At 50.2% G+C, this 20,035-nt stretch carries 14 protein-coding genes; 5 read left to right on the top strand and 9 right to left on the bottom strand.

Features of this window, described 5'->3' with window-relative positions:
- Positions 1-588: 588 nt before the first annotated feature.
- Together ABGI61_RS05170 and ABGI61_RS05165 are read left to right on the top strand one after the other, a co-directional pair.
- On the top strand, positions 589-9,306 hold the full coding sequence (locus ABGI61_RS05170; protein WP_347597903.1) for a chitobiase/beta-hexosaminidase C-terminal domain-containing protein: 8,718 nt from the start codon (positions 589-591) through the stop codon (positions 9,304-9,306).
- Position 9,307: 1 nt separating this feature from the next.
- On the top strand, positions 9,308-9,715 hold the full coding sequence (locus tag ABGI61_RS05165) for a hypothetical protein (protein WP_347597900.1): 408 nt from the start codon (positions 9,308-9,310) through the stop codon (positions 9,713-9,715).
- 89 nt (positions 9,716-9,804) lie between these two features.
- On the opposite strand, the gene ABGI61_RS05160 is transcribed toward ABGI61_RS05165, so the two are convergent.
- From ABGI61_RS05160 to ABGI61_RS05140, 5 genes are all read right to left on the bottom strand, one after another.
- The gene (locus ABGI61_RS05160) at positions 9,805-10,122 is read right to left on the bottom strand and encodes a hypothetical protein (protein WP_347597897.1); all 318 of its coding nucleotides are present in this window, start codon (positions 10,120-10,122) and stop codon (positions 9,805-9,807) included.
- 21 nt (positions 10,123-10,143) lie between these two features.
- Positions 10,144-10,542 (bottom strand): hypothetical protein, encoded by a 399-nt coding sequence (locus ABGI61_RS05155; protein ID WP_347597894.1) that lies wholly within the window; start codon positions 10,540-10,542, stop codon positions 10,144-10,146.
- A gap of 21 nt (positions 10,543-10,563) precedes the next feature.
- Positions 10,564-11,007, bottom strand: a complete 444-nt coding sequence (locus ABGI61_RS05150; RefSeq protein ID WP_347597891.1) for a hypothetical protein — start codon at positions 11,005-11,007, stop codon at positions 10,564-10,566.
- Positions 11,008-11,260: 253 nt separating this feature from the next.
- A complete protein-coding gene (locus ABGI61_RS05145) occupies positions 11,261-11,935 on the bottom strand; it encodes a M15 family metallopeptidase (RefSeq protein ID WP_347597888.1) in 675 nt (224 codons plus the stop codon).
- A 33-nt stretch (positions 11,936-11,968) separates the two neighbouring features.
- Positions 11,969-13,357, bottom strand: coding sequence for a Na+/H+ antiporter NhaC family protein (locus tag ABGI61_RS05140; RefSeq protein ID WP_347597885.1), 1,389 nt, complete (start codon positions 13,355-13,357; stop codon positions 11,969-11,971).
- 201 nt (positions 13,358-13,558) lie between these two features.
- Between ABGI61_RS05140 and ABGI61_RS05135 the strand changes: the two genes are divergently transcribed.
- The gene (locus ABGI61_RS05135; protein ID WP_347597882.1) at positions 13,559-15,013 is read left to right on the top strand and encodes a M14 family zinc carboxypeptidase; all 1,455 of its coding nucleotides are present in this window, start codon (positions 13,559-13,561) and stop codon (positions 15,011-15,013) included.
- 25 nt (positions 15,014-15,038) lie between these two features.
- Here ABGI61_RS05135 and ABGI61_RS05130 read toward each other — a convergent pair whose 3' ends face one another.
- Entirely contained in the window at positions 15,039-16,001 is a 963-nt protein-coding gene (locus ABGI61_RS05130) for an alpha/beta hydrolase (RefSeq protein ID WP_347597880.1), read from the bottom strand.
- A gap of 175 nt (positions 16,002-16,176) precedes the next feature.
- Between ABGI61_RS05130 and ABGI61_RS05125 the strand changes: the two genes are divergently transcribed.
- Positions 16,177-16,479 carry a hypothetical protein gene (locus ABGI61_RS05125; RefSeq protein ID WP_347597877.1) on the top strand — a complete coding sequence of 101 codons (303 nt, stop codon included), beginning with the start codon at positions 16,177-16,179 and terminating at the stop codon, positions 16,477-16,479.
- Between the two features lie 3 nt (positions 16,480-16,482).
- On the opposite strand, the gene ABGI61_RS05120 is transcribed toward ABGI61_RS05125, so the two are convergent.
- Positions 16,483-17,028: an NADPH-dependent FMN reductase gene (locus tag ABGI61_RS05120; RefSeq protein WP_347597874.1), complete on the bottom strand. Its 546-nt coding sequence runs from the start codon at positions 17,026-17,028 to the stop codon at positions 16,483-16,485.
- Positions 17,029-17,208: 180 nt separating this feature from the next.
- On the opposite strand from ABGI61_RS05120, the gene ABGI61_RS05115 reads away from it, so the two are divergent.
- A complete protein-coding gene (locus ABGI61_RS05115) occupies positions 17,209-17,898 on the top strand; it encodes a pirin family protein (protein WP_347597871.1) in 690 nt (229 codons plus the stop codon).
- 21 nt (positions 17,899-17,919) lie between these two features.
- On the opposite strand, the gene ABGI61_RS05110 is transcribed toward ABGI61_RS05115, so the two are convergent.
- Positions 17,920-19,098, bottom strand: a complete 1,179-nt coding sequence (locus tag ABGI61_RS05110) for an exo-beta-N-acetylmuramidase NamZ family protein (RefSeq protein WP_347597868.1) — start codon at positions 19,096-19,098, stop codon at positions 17,920-17,922.
- The gene (murQ, locus tag ABGI61_RS05105; protein WP_347597865.1) at positions 19,095-20,033 is read right to left on the bottom strand and encodes an N-acetylmuramic acid 6-phosphate etherase; all 939 of its coding nucleotides are present in this window, start codon (positions 20,031-20,033) and stop codon (positions 19,095-19,097) included. The genes ABGI61_RS05110 and murQ overlap by 4 nt, the downstream gene beginning before the upstream one ends.
- Positions 20,034-20,035 lie beyond the last annotated feature (2 nt).

Here is a 20,035-nt window from a genome sequence, read left to right as displayed (position 1 = left end):
ATTAATATCTTTTAGTCAAGGATGATCTGGATGCTGTTGTTAAGAGCTTTAGGGGAAGTGCGATGCTTTTTAATTGTTACAATTTCTCTTTTTCCTCTTTTGGGTTCATTGCCCGTTTTAGCTCAATCCCTCACCGATACAACAAGTGAAAACAGTATTCAGTACGACTGTGAGCCTTTTATTATTCAGAAAGTGCCTACAGGAAGTGAAGATGACATCAGTCATGAGGCTTCGGCGAGTAATGCGCCAACAAACTGTTTAAAAGTTCCGCCGCCAGTGCCAAATGCGCCAGCTGTCAGTAGCTCTGGCCTGACCTTGAATGTGGTGTGGTCGCACACAACGAATGCAAACTATTATTTTGTTCAGCAGAGCGTCAATCATGGCGCCTGGCAAAGTGCCGTCGCCAGCACGACGAGTACTAAAGCATTTAACGGGGTATCAGGTAGTGCTTACAAATATAGAGTATCTGCGTGTAATGATTGGGGCTGCTCACCATACTCCAGTATCAGTAATACTGTTACATTGGTAGCTGTACCAGCCGTTCCGACAGGACTAAGCCCTACGCTTCTGACGGGAGCCATCAATGTCATGTGGAACGCGTCTGCCAACACAACATCATATCGTATCAGACAAAGCGTAAACGGTAGCTGGCAAACCGAAATTAACAAAAACACCACCCGAACGCATTCCTTTTCTGTATCACCGGGCAACAGTTATCAATATCAGGTTAGAGCATGTGGAGCCGCTGGTTGTTCAGCATGGTCTGCTGCAACTGCAGCTATCGCGCCTCCTGCTATACCAGCAGTACCAGTAGGACTAAACGCCAGCCAGGCCGGTTTAACTATTAATACTGCCTGGAATGCATCTTCAAATGCCACGTCTTATCTTATTCGCCAAAGCGTTAATGGCAGTTGGCAGGGCGAAATTAATAAAGGTACAGCGCGCAGCCATCCATTTACCGCTACACCGGGCAGTACTTATCAGTATCAAGTACGGGCATGTGGACAAAGCGGCTGCTCGGCTTGGTCAGCGGCAACAGCGGCGATTACGCCGCCGGCAATACCGGCGATACCGGGTGGTTTAACTGCGCCTTTATCGGCATTAACAATAAACACGACCTGGAATGCAGCGAGTAATGCTACCTCGTATCGTATCCGGCAGAGTGTGAATGGTAGTTGGCAGGGTGAAATCAACAAAGGCACGACCCGCACGCATGCGTTTACGGTAACACCGGGCAGCAGTTATCAATATCAGGTAAGAGCCTGTGGAACCAGTGGTTGTTCTGCCTGGTCTGCTGCGACAAGCAGTGTGACGCCACCGCCAGTGCCTGCTGTGCCGCCTAAGCCGACAGGAGCACAGCAGACTACATCAAGTATTTTGGTCAGCTGGGCGGGTTCGGCACCGCCACCAGTTGATCCCTGTCAGATTGAGGGTAATTGTCATTGTCAGGATGGACAACCTTGTATTCCACAAAGCGAACCCTCGCCAGAGATAATGGCGGTTAAAGCTGAAGAAGACATGTTCACGACTCAGAGCAGCGCAGTGAGTTATCGGGTTCAGCAACGTTTAGGCAGTGGTAGCTGGCAAACAGAGGTGAATAAAGGCAGTAGTACCAACCACACCTACACCGGGTTAGCCGCCGGCAGTTATACTTACCGTGTCCGGGCTTGCAACAGCAGTGGCTGCTCTAATTGGTCTGGCATAAGTAGTGCCGCCACTATCGTTGCGCCACCGGCAGTACCGGGTGGCCTCAGTGCGAGCCAGAACACGGGTAGTTTAAGTATCAACAGTAGTTGGAACGCTGTGAGCGGTGCGACGTCATACCGTATCCGGCAGAACGTAAACGGTAGCTGGCAAACCGAGATTAACAAAGGGACTAACCTGACTCACAGTGTTTCGGTGGTGGCAGGGAGCAGTTATCAGTATCAGGTTAAAGCCTGTAATACCGGCGGTTGCTCGGCCTGGTCAGCGGCAACAGCGGCCATTACGCCACCGGCAATACCGGCGATACCGGGTGGTTTAACTGCGCCTTTATCGGCATTAACAATAAACACGACCTGGAATGCAGCGAGTAATGCTACCTCGTATCGTATCCGGCAGAGTGTGAATGGTAGTTGGCAGGGTGAAATCAACAAAGGCACAACCCGCACGCATGCGTTTACGGTAACACCGGGCAGCAGCTATCAATATCAGGTAAGAGCCTGTGGAACCAGTGGATGTTCTGCCTGGTCTGCTGCGACAAGCAGTGTGACGCCACCGCCAGTGCCTGCTTCACCAGCATCCCCTATGGCTAGTTTGCAAAATGGGAATAATATTGTCGTGAGTTGGTCCGGCAGTGGCGGCGGTGGAGAGCTTCCCCCATGTCAGATCACCGGAACGTGTCATTGTGACGACTATAACCCTTGTATTCCGCTAGGTGAGCCTGACCAGCCGCAAGCTATGTCATTAAAAGACAGTGAACAGTCTGTAACGGTGCAAACCAACGCTGTCAGTTACCGCCTGCAAGGTTACCGGGATGGTGCTGTTTGGGGTAGTGAAATTGTGAATATTAGCGGCACCTCGCGCTCGGTCAGCTGGAGTCAGCCTGGGGCTTACACTTTTAAAGTCCGTGCCTGTAACAGTAGTGGTTGCTCGGCTTATACTGCGCTTAGCAATACAGTTACGATCAGTCAGGTTGCTACACCGGCTGCTACACCCAATGGCGGTACGCACAGTGGGCACGTTAATGTGACGCTGAACACGGCAACAGCTGGCGCGGTAGTACGCTATACACTGAATAATTCAGCGGTAACCGGTAGCTCAACACAATATACGGCCGCCATACCACTAAGCCAGAGCACTACTATACGCGCTAAAGCCTTTAAGGCCGGCATGGCGGACAGCGGTGAAGTGGTGAAGAGTTTTACGTTGGTACCAGATGTGCCAGCAAAACCATCAGCAAGTGGAGGTGGTAGTCGAATATCAGTTAGTTGGCAGGCTGAGCCGAGTGTGGCGACCTTTAAACTAAGGCAAAGTACTAACAGCGGCACTTCTTGGCAGGAGATCCCCGTTAGCGGTAATAGTGCTTGTCAGCAAAACCAATGTGTATTCAACGATGCCAGTGCTGGCGTCTACAGCTATCAGCTCAGCGCTTGTAATTCTTCAGGTTGTTCCAACTGGTCTGTTAGCAGCGAGTCAGTGGTAATTACAGCAAGTGGTTTCGACAGCGATTTTATTGCTAACGTTCCTGCTGTCGTCAGCGTAACGGTGCCGCATGAGTCTGTTGCCTCCGCTGCAGTCATTGCCGTGAATGGTAGTTTTTCTGTTACAAATCAAGGTGCTGCTACTTACACTATTCCGCTGGAGGTGCCTCAGGGAGTTGGCGGTTTTGCTCCGGAACTGTCGTTACAGTACTCCTCATTATCCAGCAGCGGTGATGCTGGCTTGGGCTGGTCTTTATCTGCAGTGTCATCATTAAGTCGCTGTCAGAAAGTGTTAGAAGAAGATGGTTTGTATCAAGAAATTACATTTACTCACTCTGATGCCCTGTGTCTTGGCGGTGAGAAACTACGCTTGGTTTCAGGCACTAATCTGGCTGGTGGCGCAGAGTACCGTTTAGACAAGCAACCTGATATTAAAATTGTGCAAACAGGCAGTGGTGTTAGTAGCTATTTCACTGTGTACCGCCCTAATGGTGATACGCTAACCTATGGCGATAGCGATAACAGTCTACAAATCGATACAGTTTCAGGCATGCCGCATGCTTGGCTACAATCTGCGCATTTTAATTTATTTGGCCAGAAAATTGAGTATCAGTATCAACGGCAGCAAGACTATGCGCCACTGCTACAGTACATACGTTATGCAGGCAATCAGGTTGAGATAGTGTATGAAGACCGGCCAGATCCGTCTGCCCACTATTATTTAGGTAATAAGTTAGTTTATAACTCACGTATTGCCGACATTATTGTTCGTAACCACAGCAACCAAGCCATCCGTAGTTATCATTTGGGCTACAAGCAAAGCGGCTTTAGTGATCGCAGCCTGCTGCAAACTGTGCAAATGTGTAATGGCACGGCTAGTGGGGTGTGTAGCCTGGTTACACAACTGAATTATTCCGACTACGATTATGCTGGGCTACAAAGCCAAGATGTAATAATTAATCTTGCCAACTTTGAGCCAGTCCAAGGTGAATCGAATTGCAGTGTAAGGAGGCCAAACGCATATTGCCTGACATATAAGCTCCAGGCAGTTGATATTGATGGGAATGGTAAGCGTGACCTGCTGGTATCATCTCACCACGGTGAAGTCGGTAAAATTATGGCTTTTGAGATTGGCAATAATGTTGGTGGTTATAAACCAGCGAGCTCCAAACTTGATGTTGGTCTTCGAGTATACCGAACATTAGATGATGGTGAAGGTAGGCAGTTTTATGAGTTTCCCTGGGGGGTAGCAGATACCGCCGGCACGGGAATATACGATTACAAAATAGGTTACGCCGGCTATTACGATTGGAGTGGTGATGGTATCGATAGGGCCTCTCCACGTGTAACAGATGAGCTGCGGGATTATATTCAGGATAATTTCGATTCGTCATACCCAGGTGTAGACCGTTATTTTGAAGCCTATGGTATTGGACAAAAAATGTCGGATTTTTTGTTTGACTATAACGGCGATGGTTTACTCGACCGGGCTATCCCGATCCACCGTTATGAGGAGGTATATGATCCGGAAACGGGGGATACACCTGCGAGTTTCTTGGGAGAGTTCTGGATTGTGGAGATTAACCGTAGTGTGGGCACCGCATATACCGGCGAATTATTAACAAATGAGTTGTGGGAGCATTTTGATAAACCCGATACCTTGGGTGATGTGAATGGCGATGGCATCACTGATTACTTTACGTCGGTAAGATCCGGTAGAAGGGGCGTTGGAACAACAGGCATGCAATTTGGAGTGGACATAGCCAATTGCGACCCTAAATATACCGGTTACATCAATTGCTTGAAGGGTGTATCAGATATCAATGGTGATGGTAAAGAGGATGTTGTCTATTTAAAGAACGGCGGTATTTATTGGCGACAGTCACTATCTAGCAGTAATGCACCTGAGCAACTGCTTACCACTGTAGATTGGCAGCCACAACAAACGGCACCTTTCCTATGGGCTGACTTAGATGGTGATGATCAGCCAGAGCTGATTTATTTTGACATCGCGGCGCAAAAAATTCACATTCGCTTTGACCGTAATCTCAACAATGAAGTACTGGATAAACTGATTTCAATTGAAAACGGTTTAGGCAAGAATTACGCAATTGAATACCGCCGGTTAAACGACTCACAAGTTTACCAAAAAGGCACCGGTGCAGCGGCAGTGAATTGGGGCCGTGGCTCAAAGGTGCGGGATATTGTCTCGACCATGCCGGTAGTGGCCAAAGTCACTGAAGTGACGGGCTTATCACAAAGCGGCCAGCCACTGCGAAAAGAGATTAACTACAGCTATAAGGGCATGAAAACTCAAGCCGGTGGTCGTGGCGCATTAGGTTTTTCCGAGGTAACAACAGAAGATATCACGGCGAAAACTAAGACCATTAAGTATTTCCGGCAAGACCCACCCTATAATGGCCTACTGGATAAGTCAGATATCTTTGTCGACGGTAAGTTGGCTGAGCGCACCACGGTTTTAACCTGGTGGAACCTGGCCAGTAACAATAACCAAAGCCGTTTTGTGGCGCCACGTAAACAGCAGACGGATAAGTACTATCTAAACGCCGATTATGGTGACATTTCTTCTACTGTTGCCGCTTCTACTACGGTAGCAGAAACTACCGTTGAAATGACCGCTGCAAACTATCCCAGAGTCAAAAACACTGTTACTACACTATCTGATTTGCTTGACAGTAGCAGTAGCAGCCAAACGGTCAGCTATGAGTATACCGACGAGGATCTGGCCAACTGGCGTATTAAGCGGCCTACCCGCACGGTTACTACCCGTAGCCGCAGCGGCCAGAGCAGTATAAGCCAGACTGCTGACACGGTATATAACACTAATGGTAGTGTGCAGCAGGTGCTTCAGGAGCCGGACAGTAGTGATGCCAGCTTGTATCTGCAAACCTTTATGCGCTATGACGATAAGGGCAATCTTACTGAGCAAACCCAATGTAGCCTGCATTTTGCGCAAAACTGTGGTGATGCATCGGTACCCGCTACTCAGGATAATGCTGAAAAAGTATTTCGACGTAAAACGTTCAGCTATGATTCAGCTGGCCGCTACCTGACCAAGATCAGTAACCCGCATTATACTGAACAGTCATTCCATAGCTTTAATAAGTTGGGGCAGGCACAAGAGGTACGCTTTAACCAGTACGACACCCGTGCAGGACAGCGGGAATATTATCGCTATGATAGTTTTGGTGAGCGGTACTTTAGTTACAATAATCAGGGGAGTTCAAGCAAGGTTACTAAACAGCTGTGCAGTAACCGCAGTGATTGCCCGGCAAATGCCATATTGGCAGTAGTAATGTCGTCGCCAAACCAGCCAGATGCTATTACTTATCTGGATAATAGCGGTAATAAAGTGCGGCAGGCAGCTCAATTGCTTGATGGACGCTGGAGCCTTATGGATACGGTATACGACAGCCAGTCCCGCCCTGTTAAAGTGTCTAAACCCTATATTATCGGGCAAGCAACGCACCATGAAACCATCAGCTACGATGCGCTTGGCCGTAAGGGGACAGTGCAGTCAGCAGATGATTTAACTACCCGCTTTAGCTATTACGCTGGTAAGGTTACGCAGCATATAACCGGCAGCTATAGTGACGAGGCCAGCAGTGCCAGCCTGGACCGCACACGGGAAGAGCAACACAATGGCCGTGGTGAAGTAAGCTATTCTACCGATGGCCTGGGTAATAATACCCACTTTACGTACACCGCGCTGGGCTTGCCAGAAACGGTAACCGGCGTAGACGGTGCGGTAACGTCGCTTAGCTATGACCGTTATGGCCGGCGCATAGGTATGGATGACCCGGATAAAGGTAACATTAGCTATGGCTTTAACGCACTGGGTGAAGATGTAAGCCGTAGCAGCCCGGATGGCGTAGTTAAAACCCATTACCGTAATGCCATTGGCCAGGTTGTCAGCATCAATACGGTACAGGGTGCTACGTCGCTTAGTTACAGCTTCAATTATGCAAATACGCCTTTTATCCAGCAACAAAACCATAACGGCAGCGTAACCAGCTATAGCTACGACAGCTACCACCGGCCCTTTACCGAAAGTTATCAGCTAGACAATAAGAGCTGGAGCCGAACCTATTATTACGATGAATACGGCCGCTTGTTCCGTGATATGGATATTGCCGGTAACGGCTATGGTCAGCAGTTTCAGTACGCTTATGGTCATATGAACCGCATTTTTGAGGTGAAAACCGGCCAGGCCTATTACCGGATGCTGGAAGCGGATGCATATCAAAACCTGACGCAGGCTGAAGCGGCTAACCACATACAGGTAGAGCGCGACTACGATGCAAAATCGGGCCGGTTAACCGGGTTGTTCGCCGGCTTTGGCCTTATTCAGCATCAATATTATCGTTATGACCAACTGGGTAACCTGCGCTATCGCAGTAACCTAAATGCCTTTGGCAGTGCCGATTTAATCGAAAGCTTTGGTTATGACGAGTTAAACCGGCTGGAAACGGTCACGTTTAACGGCGTGCTGAGCCAGCAGATAGCCTATCTGGATAATGGCAATATTCTGACCAAGTCGGATGTAGAGAACGCGGCTACCTACCAATATGGCACTAAAGCCAGCTCGTGCAGTGTGACACCTGGCGAGCATGCCGTTAGCCAAATTGGCACGCGGCGCTTTTGTTACGACGCGCGCGGTAACCAAACGCACCGCTATGTTGGTAGTAGCTTAACGCGGCGGGTAGATTACACCGCCTTTGATAAGCCGCACACTATCTGGTCGAATCAGGGTGAAAGCCGGTTTAGCTATGACGCGACAGAAAAGCTGGTAAAACGGATAGACAAGAAAGCCGGCGGCGATATGGTGACTTACTATGTCGGTGGCCATGAGGCGATTTATCAGCCGGACGGCAGCAGTGAAATAAAGCGCTATATCCGTGATATTGCCATTCATACGATAAAAAGCAGCGGCAGCCAAAGCTTGCATTATGTGTTTAATGACCACTTAGGCTCGGGCAGTGTAATAACTGATGCCGATGGCAACGTGGTAGAAACTGCCAGCTTTGATGCCTTTGGTAAACGGCGTAATGCCAACAGCTGGCAGGGTTATACAAACCCGTTTAGCCAACTGCCCAACCTTGCAGCTTTGCTTAACATTACACAAAAAGGCTATACCGGGCATATTCAGGTAGACCATGCGGCGGTTATCCATATGGGCGGTCGGATATACGACCCGGATTTAGGGCGGTTTATGCAGGCCGACCCGATAGTGCAAGACCCACGTGATGCGCAAAGCTTAAACCGGTATAGTTATGTGTTTAACAACCCGTTAAGTTATACCGACCCAACGGGCTATGACTGCAACAACTTAAAAGGGAAACCATGTAACTCTGCGCTGAAGCAACAAAAGGAAGATGCAGTAAAAGCTGCGCAAACTAAGGGTAGTTCAAGCAACGCAGAGGTTAGCCAGGGCAACAGCGGAGCTGATTTGCAGAATTCAGCTAGAGCAGCGAATCGCAAGCAGCTAACACCAGAGCAAAAGCGGGAGCTTCGAAATGCTGAACGAAAAGCGCAAAGGGGTGGCCGTGATTTGGAATTTTGGAGAGAAGTTGTAAATGAATTCATTAATTATCCTGGAGGCTATGCAAAACAATTTGCCAGCGGGTTTGTTAATAATGTGGCAACAAATACACCGCAAGCGGCAGCAGATGTTTCTGGTTATACTACCGCAGTAGAAATTGCGGATGCAGTAAAAGCACGTGATGGACAAGCGCTGGCGATAGCGGTGGTAGTAGGCGTTGCTAGGCCGTTAAAGATTGCAGAACGGTTGGATGATGTTATTCCGGGGCAAATAAGTGTTGATGAAGCTCTGGATAAGGCCGGTGACTTCCTGAAAGATGGAGTTCCAGTAAGAAGTATTGATGGAAAGACTGGCGTCCAGTTTATCCAAGAATTTACTGAGAACGGTCAGGAAATTACGAAACGAGTTGGCTTTGATCTAAATCCAAACTCTAGTCACGTCCAGCAGTTAGGGCCACACCTCAATTTGCAGACTCAAATTAACGGCAAAATTCAAAAAGGTGTGCTTGCAGATCCGCACATCCCAATCGACCCAAAAACAATACGACCTGGAGATTATTAGTATGATGGCTCAGATTTATGTGGCTTGTGATGGTAATTGGAGCGAGCCAGAAGTACAAATATCTGGCTCAGCGAAAGATCTTGCGGATTTTGGTGTATTTTTAAATTCTGTCACTGAATCCACTAGCCTTGAGGTTCCTGTATTAGATAGTGAATTTTATCCTGTGTCAGTGAAGAGGATAGTAATTGAACCTGCTGGGTCGGGAGATGATCGTATTATCGTGACGATTGACGAAGACAACTTTAACCTAACAGGTACTAAAGTTGCGTTGAATAAATTGGGAGATTCATTAATTAATTTCTTTGATAAAAACTCAATTACAGGGGAGCATTTTCAACTGGATTATTACGAAGGGAATAAAGTGTTGAGTGAAACTAACTGCCATTTTATTTTTATATGTGACCGTTAATTTAGCAATGTTATAGAATTAAGATCAATGGGGTCACCCATTAGTCTCTCGTAATCAGTGGGGTCAGGTTCTGAGAGATCCCCACGAATTCAGCCCTCGCATTCAATGCTGTAACTAGCCGTATTTAGCAAGTGTTTACAGTGGCTCAAGGTATTGCGCCACTGTGCTGTTGTAAGTATCACCTGCTTAGCCATCGCTCTTAACCCCAGAGTGTGAAACGGCAAGACACTTTTATCACGATAGCTGTTTGCCTGAAATCGGCGCTGCTGATTAGCTATGGTTAGGCCCACGCCGAGCAATATCAATACCAGCGAAGCTAAATTACTCAGCAGCAGTAACAGGCTTAAGCGGTGTAGTTTGGTACTGCCATTTTGCTCAAAGCCCAGACCATACTGCGTACTTTTCATATCTCTGAAGCTTTCTTCTATCTACATGCGTTGCCTGTAAATCGCGACAACGCGCTTACTGTGGTTATCTTTAGGAGGCAAGTTAGATGTTAGCAACCAAGGATCTGAATTAGCCTGCGCATTGGATTTAGATGTTTTAGAGCGCTTGATGCTGCTATCAGCATTGAGCGAGTGACGTCCTTGGGCTTTGTGCTTGTACAGCGTCAGTGTGCAGGGGAACGGCGTATTCCGTGCAATCTGTGCTTGATATTGTTTCGGCCGCTGCGTTGCCTTGGGATACAACTGGCTAATACACTGCCAGTGTGCTCCATTATCGATAGTGTAAAAGTTGGGCTTACGAACCCTGCCGACAAAATACCAACCGAGCGCTTCAACTTGCCTGAACCAAGGTGTTTTAACGCCTGCATCAGTAACAATCACTGGTTTACAGCCAGTAGGTAGTCACAGTGATAACCGGCGTAAAAATAGTTTATGCGCAGCAGGTTTCTCTTTGGTGCTCAGCGGATGTACTTCCTCATACAGTGTGATAGCACGACCATCAAAGCTCAGAGCAGCGCGAAGCAGAAAGTGCCTTTTACACTCATCTAAATCAGACCAATCAATACTTATCGTTGGATGTTTGGCAGTACAAAATAACCTACAGACGGCTGAGTAAATCAGCGGTTGCTCACGCAGTAAATGCGTATTGGACAGCAACCTGTCAGCCCGCTTAATGTTATGTTTTTCATAGGCATTAGAGTGAATACCCCGGCCAATGCTGGTCACGGTAGCGGCACTGCCGCTTGCCAGGCTATGCACACAATCAATCACTGCTTTTTGTCGGGTAGCATGCATTTTGGGTGTGACAAATGAAACGATATTGGTCAAGATAGTGCGAACATTCATGGCTGTTTGGTCTCGGTGACGTTTGGCGATTGATCTGATCACCGAACGCCATGAATGTTCCTTCCTAGCTCATCTTTTTGTTTTAGCTAGCAATTTTTTGGGGATACCTCAGACTCTGCCCCCTTTGGTCTTTCAGCAGAGCCTGACGACATGGGTGACAACTTAACTTGCTAGTAATAGGCAAAGCTCCGCAGCATTTGGCCAGCAATACAAGGGTAATTCACACTGATATTGTCGGCCGTCACTACGCCAGCTACCGCACCACAAAATCAAAATAGGTATCGGTATAGGCCGGTGGCTGATGGGTAAAATGCCACCATTCCATGTTGTATACCTTAAAACCGCCTTGCAGCATCAGGTTTTCCAGTAGCTGGCGGTTGGCGGTTTGCGCCGCGTTAACAGCCGGGTTACCGACATTGGATACCGGATCAAACATATCAAACGGCGAACCCATATCTATCGGCCGCCAGTTGCCTTCTGTGTCTTTAGCCGCCAGAGTTAAATCTATTGTGCTGCCACGACTATGGCCGGATTTTTCGGCAATATATTCGCCGACCAACTGGTCTTTACCCAGATTAGGGTAATAGGTTGCTTTGGTTGAAGTGTCAGCCAAATCGGCGGCCCAGCGCATAAAATGATTTACCGCCCGCTGTGGACGGTAACAGTCGAAAATCCATAAGCTGTAACCTTGTGCCCTGGCGGCTTGCTGCACTTTCACCAGTGCCTGTGCAGCATTCTGTTGTAAGTAACATTTGTTGGCTTCGTAGCCATCCACGTTGGTACCAACGAAATTGTCCTTGCCCAGGTAGGCCATTCTTATCTGTGCATCCGGTATCAGCTGAGCCACGTCGACAAAATCGGCTGGGATCTCAGTAGCCGCTACACTGTAGCAGCTTAATAGGGCTGCACACCGCCATAATGATTTCATCCGTTGTCTCCTGGTTGTTGTGGCCAGCGGCCATTAGATCATCAGCATACCTGCGGCTAAAAACGCCAGAAAGGCCAGCACACCACAAAATAATGCATAGGGCAGCTGGGTTTTTACGTGCTCCAACAGATCACAGCCCGAGGCAACTGAACTGACAGCGGTACTATCAGATATCGGCGAGCAATGATCGCCAAATACGCCACCGCTTAAAATGGCTGCCAATACCAGCGAAGGCGGTAAGCCCAGCAGCTCTACCATCGGCATACCAATGGGGATCAAAATGGCAAAGGTGCCCCAGCTGGTGCCGGTAGTAACAGAGATCAATGCACCGGCCAGAAACAGCAACGCCGGGATCAGCACCAGCGGCAGATTGTCGTTAACGATAGAAGCGATAAAAGTACCTGTACCCAGCAGCTTTAAGCTGCTGCCCAGTGCCAGTGACAGCAGCACTATGGTCACCAGTGGTAATAGCTCGCTCATGCCTTTAAAGCCGGTGTCGACTAACTGCTGATGGCTAAAGCGCTTGCTAAACAGCATCATACAATAGGCCACCAAACAAGCCAGTGTGGTGGCGTATAACACCGATTGCGAGCCTGAACCTGATACCAGACGGCCGTTCCCAGTGAGTAACATAAAGCCCAGCATAGACGCGACTAATGTCAAAAGTGGTACCAGCATAAAAGCCGGATGGCTGGGTTTAACATCGATCTCGGTATGCGAGGCCAGGGTATGCAGTTGCTGCTCAGACTTACGCATAGGGCCATACACCTTGCCGCTAATAATGGTGTATAGCACCAGTGCCAGGGTAAATAAGGCATAGAAGTTCAGTGGTATAGTGCCAATAAGTACCGATACGGCGGAATCGCCAAGTGAATAGGTGCTAAGTAAGCCCAGAATATAAGCACCCCAGCCATTAAGCAGAATAATAATGCAGATAGGTGCACTGGTACTGTCGATAATATAGGCCAGCCGGGCACGGCTCATTTTAAATTTGTCGAATAAGCCGCGTGAGCTGATACCAGCGGTAAGCGAGCTAAGGTTAGATTCAATAAAGGTGACAGAGCTGATAAAAAACGTCATTAAACCAGCCTGACGCGGCGTTTTGGCAATGCCTTTATCTACCAACATTTTTACTGTGGCCGAGACTCCGCCTGAGTCGCGCATATAGGCCAACAAGCCACCGACTAATAAAGAGAACATCAGAATACGCGCATTGTCGGCGTCACCGGTTACTGCCACTATTCGCTCCAGCGTGGCGATGCTGCCATCGAGCAATACTGCAGGTCCGGCACCTTGTGCCTGGATAAAAATCAGCAGCTCAGCACAGCACAGGGATAACAACAGCGCCAATATCACTTCTTTGCGCCATAACACGATAACGATCGCCACTAAGGCCGGCAGCAAGGTTAACCAATCAGCCAAAATGGCCTCCTGTCATTATTATTGTAATTTGCTTTATTGCTGAATAATTTATACAGATTGTGCCAGAGCGCTGCAAGTGTTTGTGTTACTGACGATGCGATAGCCGGTTGCTACTGCCGGTTTAACCGATACTAATGCACTTGCAATTGTTAACGGCAATGCGCCATGCTAACGGCTTTACTGTCAAGTAAAGAGGGTTGTATGCAGCGTTTCAGCAGCGGGCTACTGGTGGCCACCGTGGTGGGAGCGATGGTTTTGGCCGCCATGACGTTTAAAACAGGGGCAGAGCAGGTAATGACACAGCAAGGGTTAACCGCACAGCACTATTTGCAGATAAAAGCTGCGGGCCTGGATAAGGCGCAGCTGAGCTACCCCGACATCGAGCCACTGCTGCAGCAACATCGTGCTAATACCCCGCTGCGTATTAGCCAGTTAGGCCAGTCAGTGTTGGGGACGCCGATCTGGCAAATAGATATCGGTAACGGGCCGGTAAAGCTGATGGCCTGGTCGCAAATGCATGGCGATGAATCTACCGCTACCGCGTCGGTATTGGACTTACTGCAACTTTTGGCCACCGCAGAGGGGCAACAGTGGCTACAAGGCTGGCAAGACAAGCTGACACTGCGGCTGATACCCATGCTAAACCCCGATGGCGCCGCGGCGGGCTCGCGTTTTAATAGCATGGGCATCGACATTAACCGCGACGCTAAAGCACTGCAAACGCCGGAAGGCCGGCTGCTAATGCAGGCGGCCAAAGAGTTTAAACCGGATTTTGGTTTAAACCTACATGATCAAAACCGTTTTTATGCCGTGGGCGACAGCACTAAGCAGGCGACCATTTCATTGTTAGCGCCAGCGTTTAACGAAGCGAAAGACATTGATGCTGCGCGCGCTAAAGCTATGCAGTTGATAGGCGAGATGCGTGATTTAATGGCGCAAGAGCTGCCGGGCTATCTGGCTAAATATGATGACACCTACTCCTGGCGCTCGTTTGGCGATACCTTCGCTGGCATGGGCATTAGCACGGTATTAATTGAAGCGGGTGGCCACCCGGCTGATGATAACCGCCAGGTGGCGCGCCAGCTGATCACCCAGCTGTTGGTGCTGAGTATCAACAGTATTGCCAGCAACCGCTATCAGCAGCAACCATTAAGTGCCTACCAGGCTATTCCGTTTAACCGCGACGGCGGTATTAAAGATTTGCTGATCCATAACCTGAACCTAAGGCTAAACGGCCAGCAAGCAGAGGTAGATCTGGCGGTCGATTTAGATATTGAAGGCGCTAAACAGGCGCGGTTTAGAGATATTGGCGATTTATCGATTTACGGCAGTTACCACCAATTTGATGCCAAGGGGTTAAGCTACCAACCACCAAAAGCCTATGTGCTGAGCAAACCACTGCAGCTGACTGAGCAGGCGTATCTGGCATTACTGCGCCAGGGTTATAGCCACTTTAGCGGCGATGAGCGCTTGCTGACAATTGAAACCCGCTTGCCTGTGCTGGTTAACCCTACCGGTCTGCCAGGTGATACACCACAGCGCCAGCGCAGAGCGACCTTTTTGCTGACCAATGCGCAGGGCGTGCAACTGGCGCTGCTAAATGGCCAGTTGCTAGAGCTAAGCAGCGGTAAACTATTAAACCCACTGGGCACTTAAAGTACACTTCTTGAGTGTTAAGTGCTTAGGGATGAGTGTTGAGAGCTTGGAGTTTAGCGTTTTGGCTTTGGCCGAGTAAAAAGGTTAAAGGCAGGTGCAGGCGCTCGGCCCAGGCGTTCTCGCTATGCTCAGCACCTTCAAAGCGCAGGGTTTGCCAGTTAGCCGTGGTGTAGCCTTTGCTGGCTAAAATGGCATCGGCTTGTGCTTGTAGCGGCGGATACCAGGCGTCCAAGGTGGCGGTACCGTAATCAAAATACAGTTTGTGGCTAGCGGGTTCAGGCAGTTTTTGCCGCATATAGGCAAAAAATGCTGCGGGTACCGGGTTGTCGTCCTGCTGAAACACGCCGGGCCAGTGGGTAGATAAACAGGCCGCACCGCCAAAAATATCTGGATACTCGCTAATGGCATACAGCGAAATTAAGCCCCCCATGCTGGAGCCCATGACAAAGGTATTGGCCGCATCGGTGTGCACCTGATAACGGCTATCGATATAGGGTTTTAGCTCCTCAACCAGAAACTTCAGGTATCGGTCGGAGTAAATGGCTTCAGTAAACAGGGGCTGCTGGCTGTCACGTTGTAGCTGATACAGCTGGTGTTGTACTGCTTCTGGCAGGCTGGTAAAAGGCTGCTGCGGAAAATACTCGCTATGACGGCGCGCGCCGCCGTTAAAAATGCCCACCACAATAAAAGGCCGGGTAGCGCCGGAGGTCATCAGCGCACTGGCCACTTCATCTACCCGCCATTCTTGTTTATTCCAGCTGCTGCTGCCGTCAAATAACATCTGGCCGTCGTGCATATAAAGTACCGCATAGCGCTGGTTTGGGTTGCTGCCATAACCAGGCGGAAGCCAGATATCGATGTGGCGTGAAGGTACGTGCGCTGAGCTAAAATGGGCCAGGCGCTCAATGCTACCGGCACTGACTTTGGGTAAGTCGGCCAGAGCAAAGCAGCTAAACAGCAGAATAAGCAGCGCCAGTAATTTCAGCATAAAGAGGCCCCAACGGCAGAACATAGCAGGAATTCTGCAACTGATTTTAGCCGATGTTGCGGCCCGCACCCTACTGAATACGAATTCAGCCACTTTGCTATACTAAATGACTTTTAGCCTGAGCTATGTTGCCCAACCTGCAGTTGCGGGCTTCGTTAAACCGGAGGAAGATGTCATGCGTTACCTGATATTACTGCTGGCCAGCCTGAGTATTTTCGCTGTGAATGCCAACCAAACCACGCACTGCCAGAGCGGGGACGCCGTGCGACTGATTGAGGTCGTGTATCCGCAAGGCGGTGAAGTACCCTGTGAAGTGCAATACACCAAGGATGGCAACACAGAGGTATTATGGCGCGCCAGCAATGAGGCGGGTTACTGTGAGCAAAAAGCTGCCGAGTTTGCTGAGCGCCAGCGTAGCTGGGGTTGGCAGTGTGTCACCACTGCCAGTGGCGCTGAGACTCTGCAGCCAAACCCCTAGTGGTTACTTTTGCAGCTGCAGTGCCCACTTTTGCAGGGCACCAAGCTGTTTTACCACCAGCCCCTGAATGCGCTCGTCGGTAAGGTTACCGTCGGTATCAAAACTGCCGCTAAAGGCATTGGCAAACACTTCCGGCTGGTTGAGTGGATGCAGGTTTAAATACACACACACCTGGCGCAAATGGTACTGCGCCCGGCTGGTACCCATGCCGCCGCCTGCGCCCATAATGGCGACTGCTTTACCGCTGAGCAGGTGGTTATCAGGCTCGCGCGAGGCCCAGTCCAGCACGTTTTTAAGTGCCGGCGCCATCGAATAGTTATATTCGGGGCAAGCCAATAACAGGGCATCGGCTTGCGCCAGTTGCTTTAGCAGTTGTTCAACGGCAGCGGGTTTTGCCGCTAAGTCGGCATTATAAAAAGGCACATCCAGAATATCGGCGATATGAATTTTCATGCCTTCGGGCGCACTGGCCTGGGCATAACGCAGCAAGCCGCGGTTGGTCGATTTAGCACGCAGGCTGCCGCAAATCGCCAGAACATTCATCGTCATATCTCTCTCCTTTGCTAGGTTAGGGTAACTTGTGCTGTGCTCTAGTGTAGTTCAGTCAGTTGGCTTCTGCTTAGGTTCAAAAAAACTGAACATTAACGGCAAATTATTCCGCTTTTTCTAAGGCAGTCCGCTGGTTAAGCTGTGCCAATACGCTATGTAGCGACAAACAGGAGTACGCAAATGGTTGAATTACGTAAAGCCAGTGCCCGTGGCCACGCCAACTTTGGCTGGTTGAACAGTTATCACAGTTTTTCCTTTGGCCGTTATTATGATCCGGCCCAGATGGGCTTTTCCGCGCTGCGGGTGATTAACGACGATACCGTGGCTCCGGGTGCCGGTTTTGACACCCATGGCCATCAGGATATGGAAATTTTAAGTCTGGTACTGCAGGGCAGTATCGCGCACAAAGACTCTGCCGGTAATACCGAAGTACTGCCTGCCGGTGAGTATCAACTGATGAGTGCCGGCCGCGGTATTTACCACAGCGAATTCAATGCCAGCAACACTGAGCCACTGAAGTTTCTGCAAATTTGGTTGCAGCCAAATCAGTTTGGTGGTGCGCCGGGCTACCAGCAAAAGGCCTTTGGCGAGAAGCCCGGCCTGACGCTGATTTTATCGCCGGATGGCCGTGATGGCAGTTTAACCCTGCGCCAGAATGCGCTGCTGTATCAGCTTATGTTGGCATCAGGTGAGACAGAGCATGTGACGATAAGGCCCGGCCGGAAAGTATATATACACCTGATAAGCGGTGAGCTGAAGCTGCTCGGGCAGCGGCTGCAAGCTGGCGATGGCATAAAAATCGCTGACGAGACCGAGCTTGCGCTGATGGCACAAGGTGCAGTTAAAGCGCTGCTATTTGATTTACCCTAAGCGCCAGGATCACCACTACGTTTAGGGATAAAGTAAATAAGGCTGACGCTGTTGTTTAAACTGCGCCAGAGCGCTTTGCCAGCTTTGGCGTATTTCGGCTTCCGTTAAACCCTGGCTTATCTGCTGGCGCAGCTGGTCGGTGCCAGCCAGTTTGTCCATAAAGTCCGGCGCAGTAAAAAACACCTCGTTGTGTTTGGCAAATAGCGCCTGCCAGCGCAGCAGATATTGTAAGCTCAGGCCTTGCGCCGTCACCTTTCGTAAGTCTTCAGCTTTAACCTGTTTATTCATCAACGGCGGTGTAAGTGCTGCGCCGGGTGTAGACACCGGGGTAAAGTGAAAGTCTGACGGGCCAAATTTGTCATAGCCTAGTACCTGAAAAGCAACGTCGGTGCCACGGCCAACGCTCATTGGCGTGGCCTCAAAAAAGCCCAGTGACGGGTACAAGGCAATGGCCTGCGCATTGGGTAAATTGGGGCTGGGCTTTACCGGCAGCGAATAGGCCATATCACGGCGGTAATGCTTAACCGGGACCACCTGCAAGTGCAGTTTCTCCGCATCAGTGATCCAGCCTTCGCCTTTAATCATCAGTGCCAGCTCGGCCACTGTCATACCGTGCAGCAGTGGTATCGGGTGCATGCCAACAAAAGACTGAAAGGCCAAGTCCAGCACCGGGCCATCAACATAGGCACCGTTTGGATTTGGCCGGTCCAGCACCAGCATCTGCACGCCGTATTGGGCGGCAGCCTGCATCATATAATGCATCGAGCTGATATAGGTGTAGTAGCGCACGCCAACATCCTGAATGTCGAAAATGACGATATCCAGTTGCTGCATCTGCTCTGCCGACGGTGCTTTGCTGGCGCCATACATTGACCACAGCGGCAGGCCGGTTTTGCTGTCGGTGCCGCTTTGAATATGGGCGCCGGCATCCTTGTCACCACGAAAGCCATGCTCAGGAGCAAAAATGGCCACCACCTGTACCTGGTGCGCTAACAGCACATCGACCAGATGCTGCTGGCCAATCAGGGAGGTTTGGTTAACCAGCAGGCCGACTCTTTTGTCTTTTAACAGCGGTAAATACTGCTGCAGCTGTTCGGCGCCGGTTTGTAAGGTTGGCTGGGCGGCCACAGCAGGCCACAGGGCGGTTAGGTACAACAAACTGAACAGCCACAGTGCTTTTATTGTTGCGGCGCCTGTCATAGTTGCTGCTCCTGTGCTGGCAGTGCGCGGCGAATAAAGCCCTGTTGCTGTGCCAGTTGCTGGCGACAGGCGTCAATGCTGTGGCCGGTTAAAATATGCAAAATGGCCAACTTGGCACTCATGCCGGCGCTTTGTAGCGCGTCGCGGGCGATGGCGGCACTGCAGTCGGTGGCCTGCATAACGATGCGCACAGCACGAGCGACCAGCTTTTCATTGCTGGCGTGTAAGTCGACCATCAGGTTCTGATATACCTTGCCACTGCGGATCATGGCAGCGGTGGTAAGCATATTTAGCATCATTTTTTGCGCGCTGCCGGCTTTCATCCGGGTAGAACCGGTCACCACTTCGGGCCCGACCACGGCGCAAATGCCGGTATCGGCAGCGGTTAATACCGGTGCGCCGGCGTTGCAGCTGATAGCCGCGGTATAACAACCCAGTTGGCGGGCATAAGCCAGGCCACCCAGCACATACGGGGTGCGGCCACTGGCGGCTATGCCCACCAGCACATCGTTGGCGCAAAGGGCAATACTGCTCAGATCGGCCACGGCCAGGTCGGCGTTATCCTCGGCGCCTTCTACCGCTTTGTATACCGCATTGGCGCCACCGGCAATCAAGGCCACCACCTGAGTGGCTGGCACGCTGTACGTAGGCGGGCATTCTACCGCATCTAAGATACCCAGCCGACCACTGGTGCCAGCACCCAGATACACCAGCCGACCGCCGTTGGCAAAGGCCTCGACAATCTTGTCTACTACAGTTGCAATCTGTGGCAGGCACTGCGCCACACTGTGCGCTACGGTTTGATCTTCGCGGTTAATTAGCGTGACAATGTCGAGGCTGGACAGCAGATCAATATTATGGGTGGCCGGGTTGCGCGCTTCTGAGCTCATCGCAGCCAGTTGTTGAAGTAAGGCGTCCTGTTGCGTGTTGGTCATAA

Source organism: Rheinheimera fenheensis (assembly GCF_039871805.1).
In the GTDB taxonomy this organism is placed as follows: Bacteria; Pseudomonadota; Gammaproteobacteria; order Enterobacterales; family Alteromonadaceae; genus Alishewanella; species Alishewanella fenheensis.
Note: the sequence above shows the minus strand (reverse complement) of the source record. Positions and strands in the feature narration are given on the sequence as shown.

What these genes read in the sequence shown, in the direction of transcription:
- ABGI61_RS05170 (WP_347597903.1), top strand. Translation starts at nt 589, where the DNA reads ATGTGGAACGCGTCTGCCAACACAACATCATATCGTATCAGACAAAGC.
- ABGI61_RS05165 (WP_347597900.1), top strand. Translation starts at nt 9,308, where the DNA reads ATGATGGCTCAGATTTATGTGGCTTGTGATGGTAATTGGAGCGAGCCA.
- ABGI61_RS05160 (WP_347597897.1), bottom strand. Translation starts at nt 10,122, where the DNA reads ATGAAAAGTACGCAGTATGGTCTGGGCTTTGAGCAAAATGGCAGTACC.
- ABGI61_RS05150 (WP_347597891.1), bottom strand. Translation starts at nt 11,007, where the DNA reads ATGAATGTTCGCACTATCTTGACCAATATCGTTTCATTTGTCACACCC.
- ABGI61_RS05145 (WP_347597888.1), bottom strand. Translation starts at nt 11,935, where the DNA reads ATGAAATCATTATGGCGGTGTGCAGCCCTATTAAGCTGCTACAGTGTA.
- ABGI61_RS05135 (WP_347597882.1), top strand. Translation starts at nt 13,559, where the DNA reads ATGCAGCGTTTCAGCAGCGGGCTACTGGTGGCCACCGTGGTGGGAGCG.
- ABGI61_RS05130 (WP_347597880.1), bottom strand. Translation starts at nt 16,001, where the DNA reads ATGCTGAAATTACTGGCGCTGCTTATTCTGCTGTTTAGCTGCTTTGCT.
- ABGI61_RS05125 (WP_347597877.1), top strand. Translation starts at nt 16,177, where the DNA reads ATGCGTTACCTGATATTACTGCTGGCCAGCCTGAGTATTTTCGCTGTG.
- ABGI61_RS05120 (WP_347597874.1), bottom strand. Translation starts at nt 17,028, where the DNA reads ATGACGATGAATGTTCTGGCGATTTGCGGCAGCCTGCGTGCTAAATCG.
- ABGI61_RS05115 (WP_347597871.1), top strand. Translation starts at nt 17,209, where the DNA reads ATGGTTGAATTACGTAAAGCCAGTGCCCGTGGCCACGCCAACTTTGGC.
- ABGI61_RS05110 (WP_347597868.1), bottom strand. Translation starts at nt 19,098, where the DNA reads ATGACAGGCGCCGCAACAATAAAAGCACTGTGGCTGTTCAGTTTGTTG.
- murQ (WP_347597865.1), bottom strand. Translation starts at nt 20,033, where the DNA reads ATGACCAACACGCAACAGGACGCCTTACTTCAACAACTGGCTGCGATG.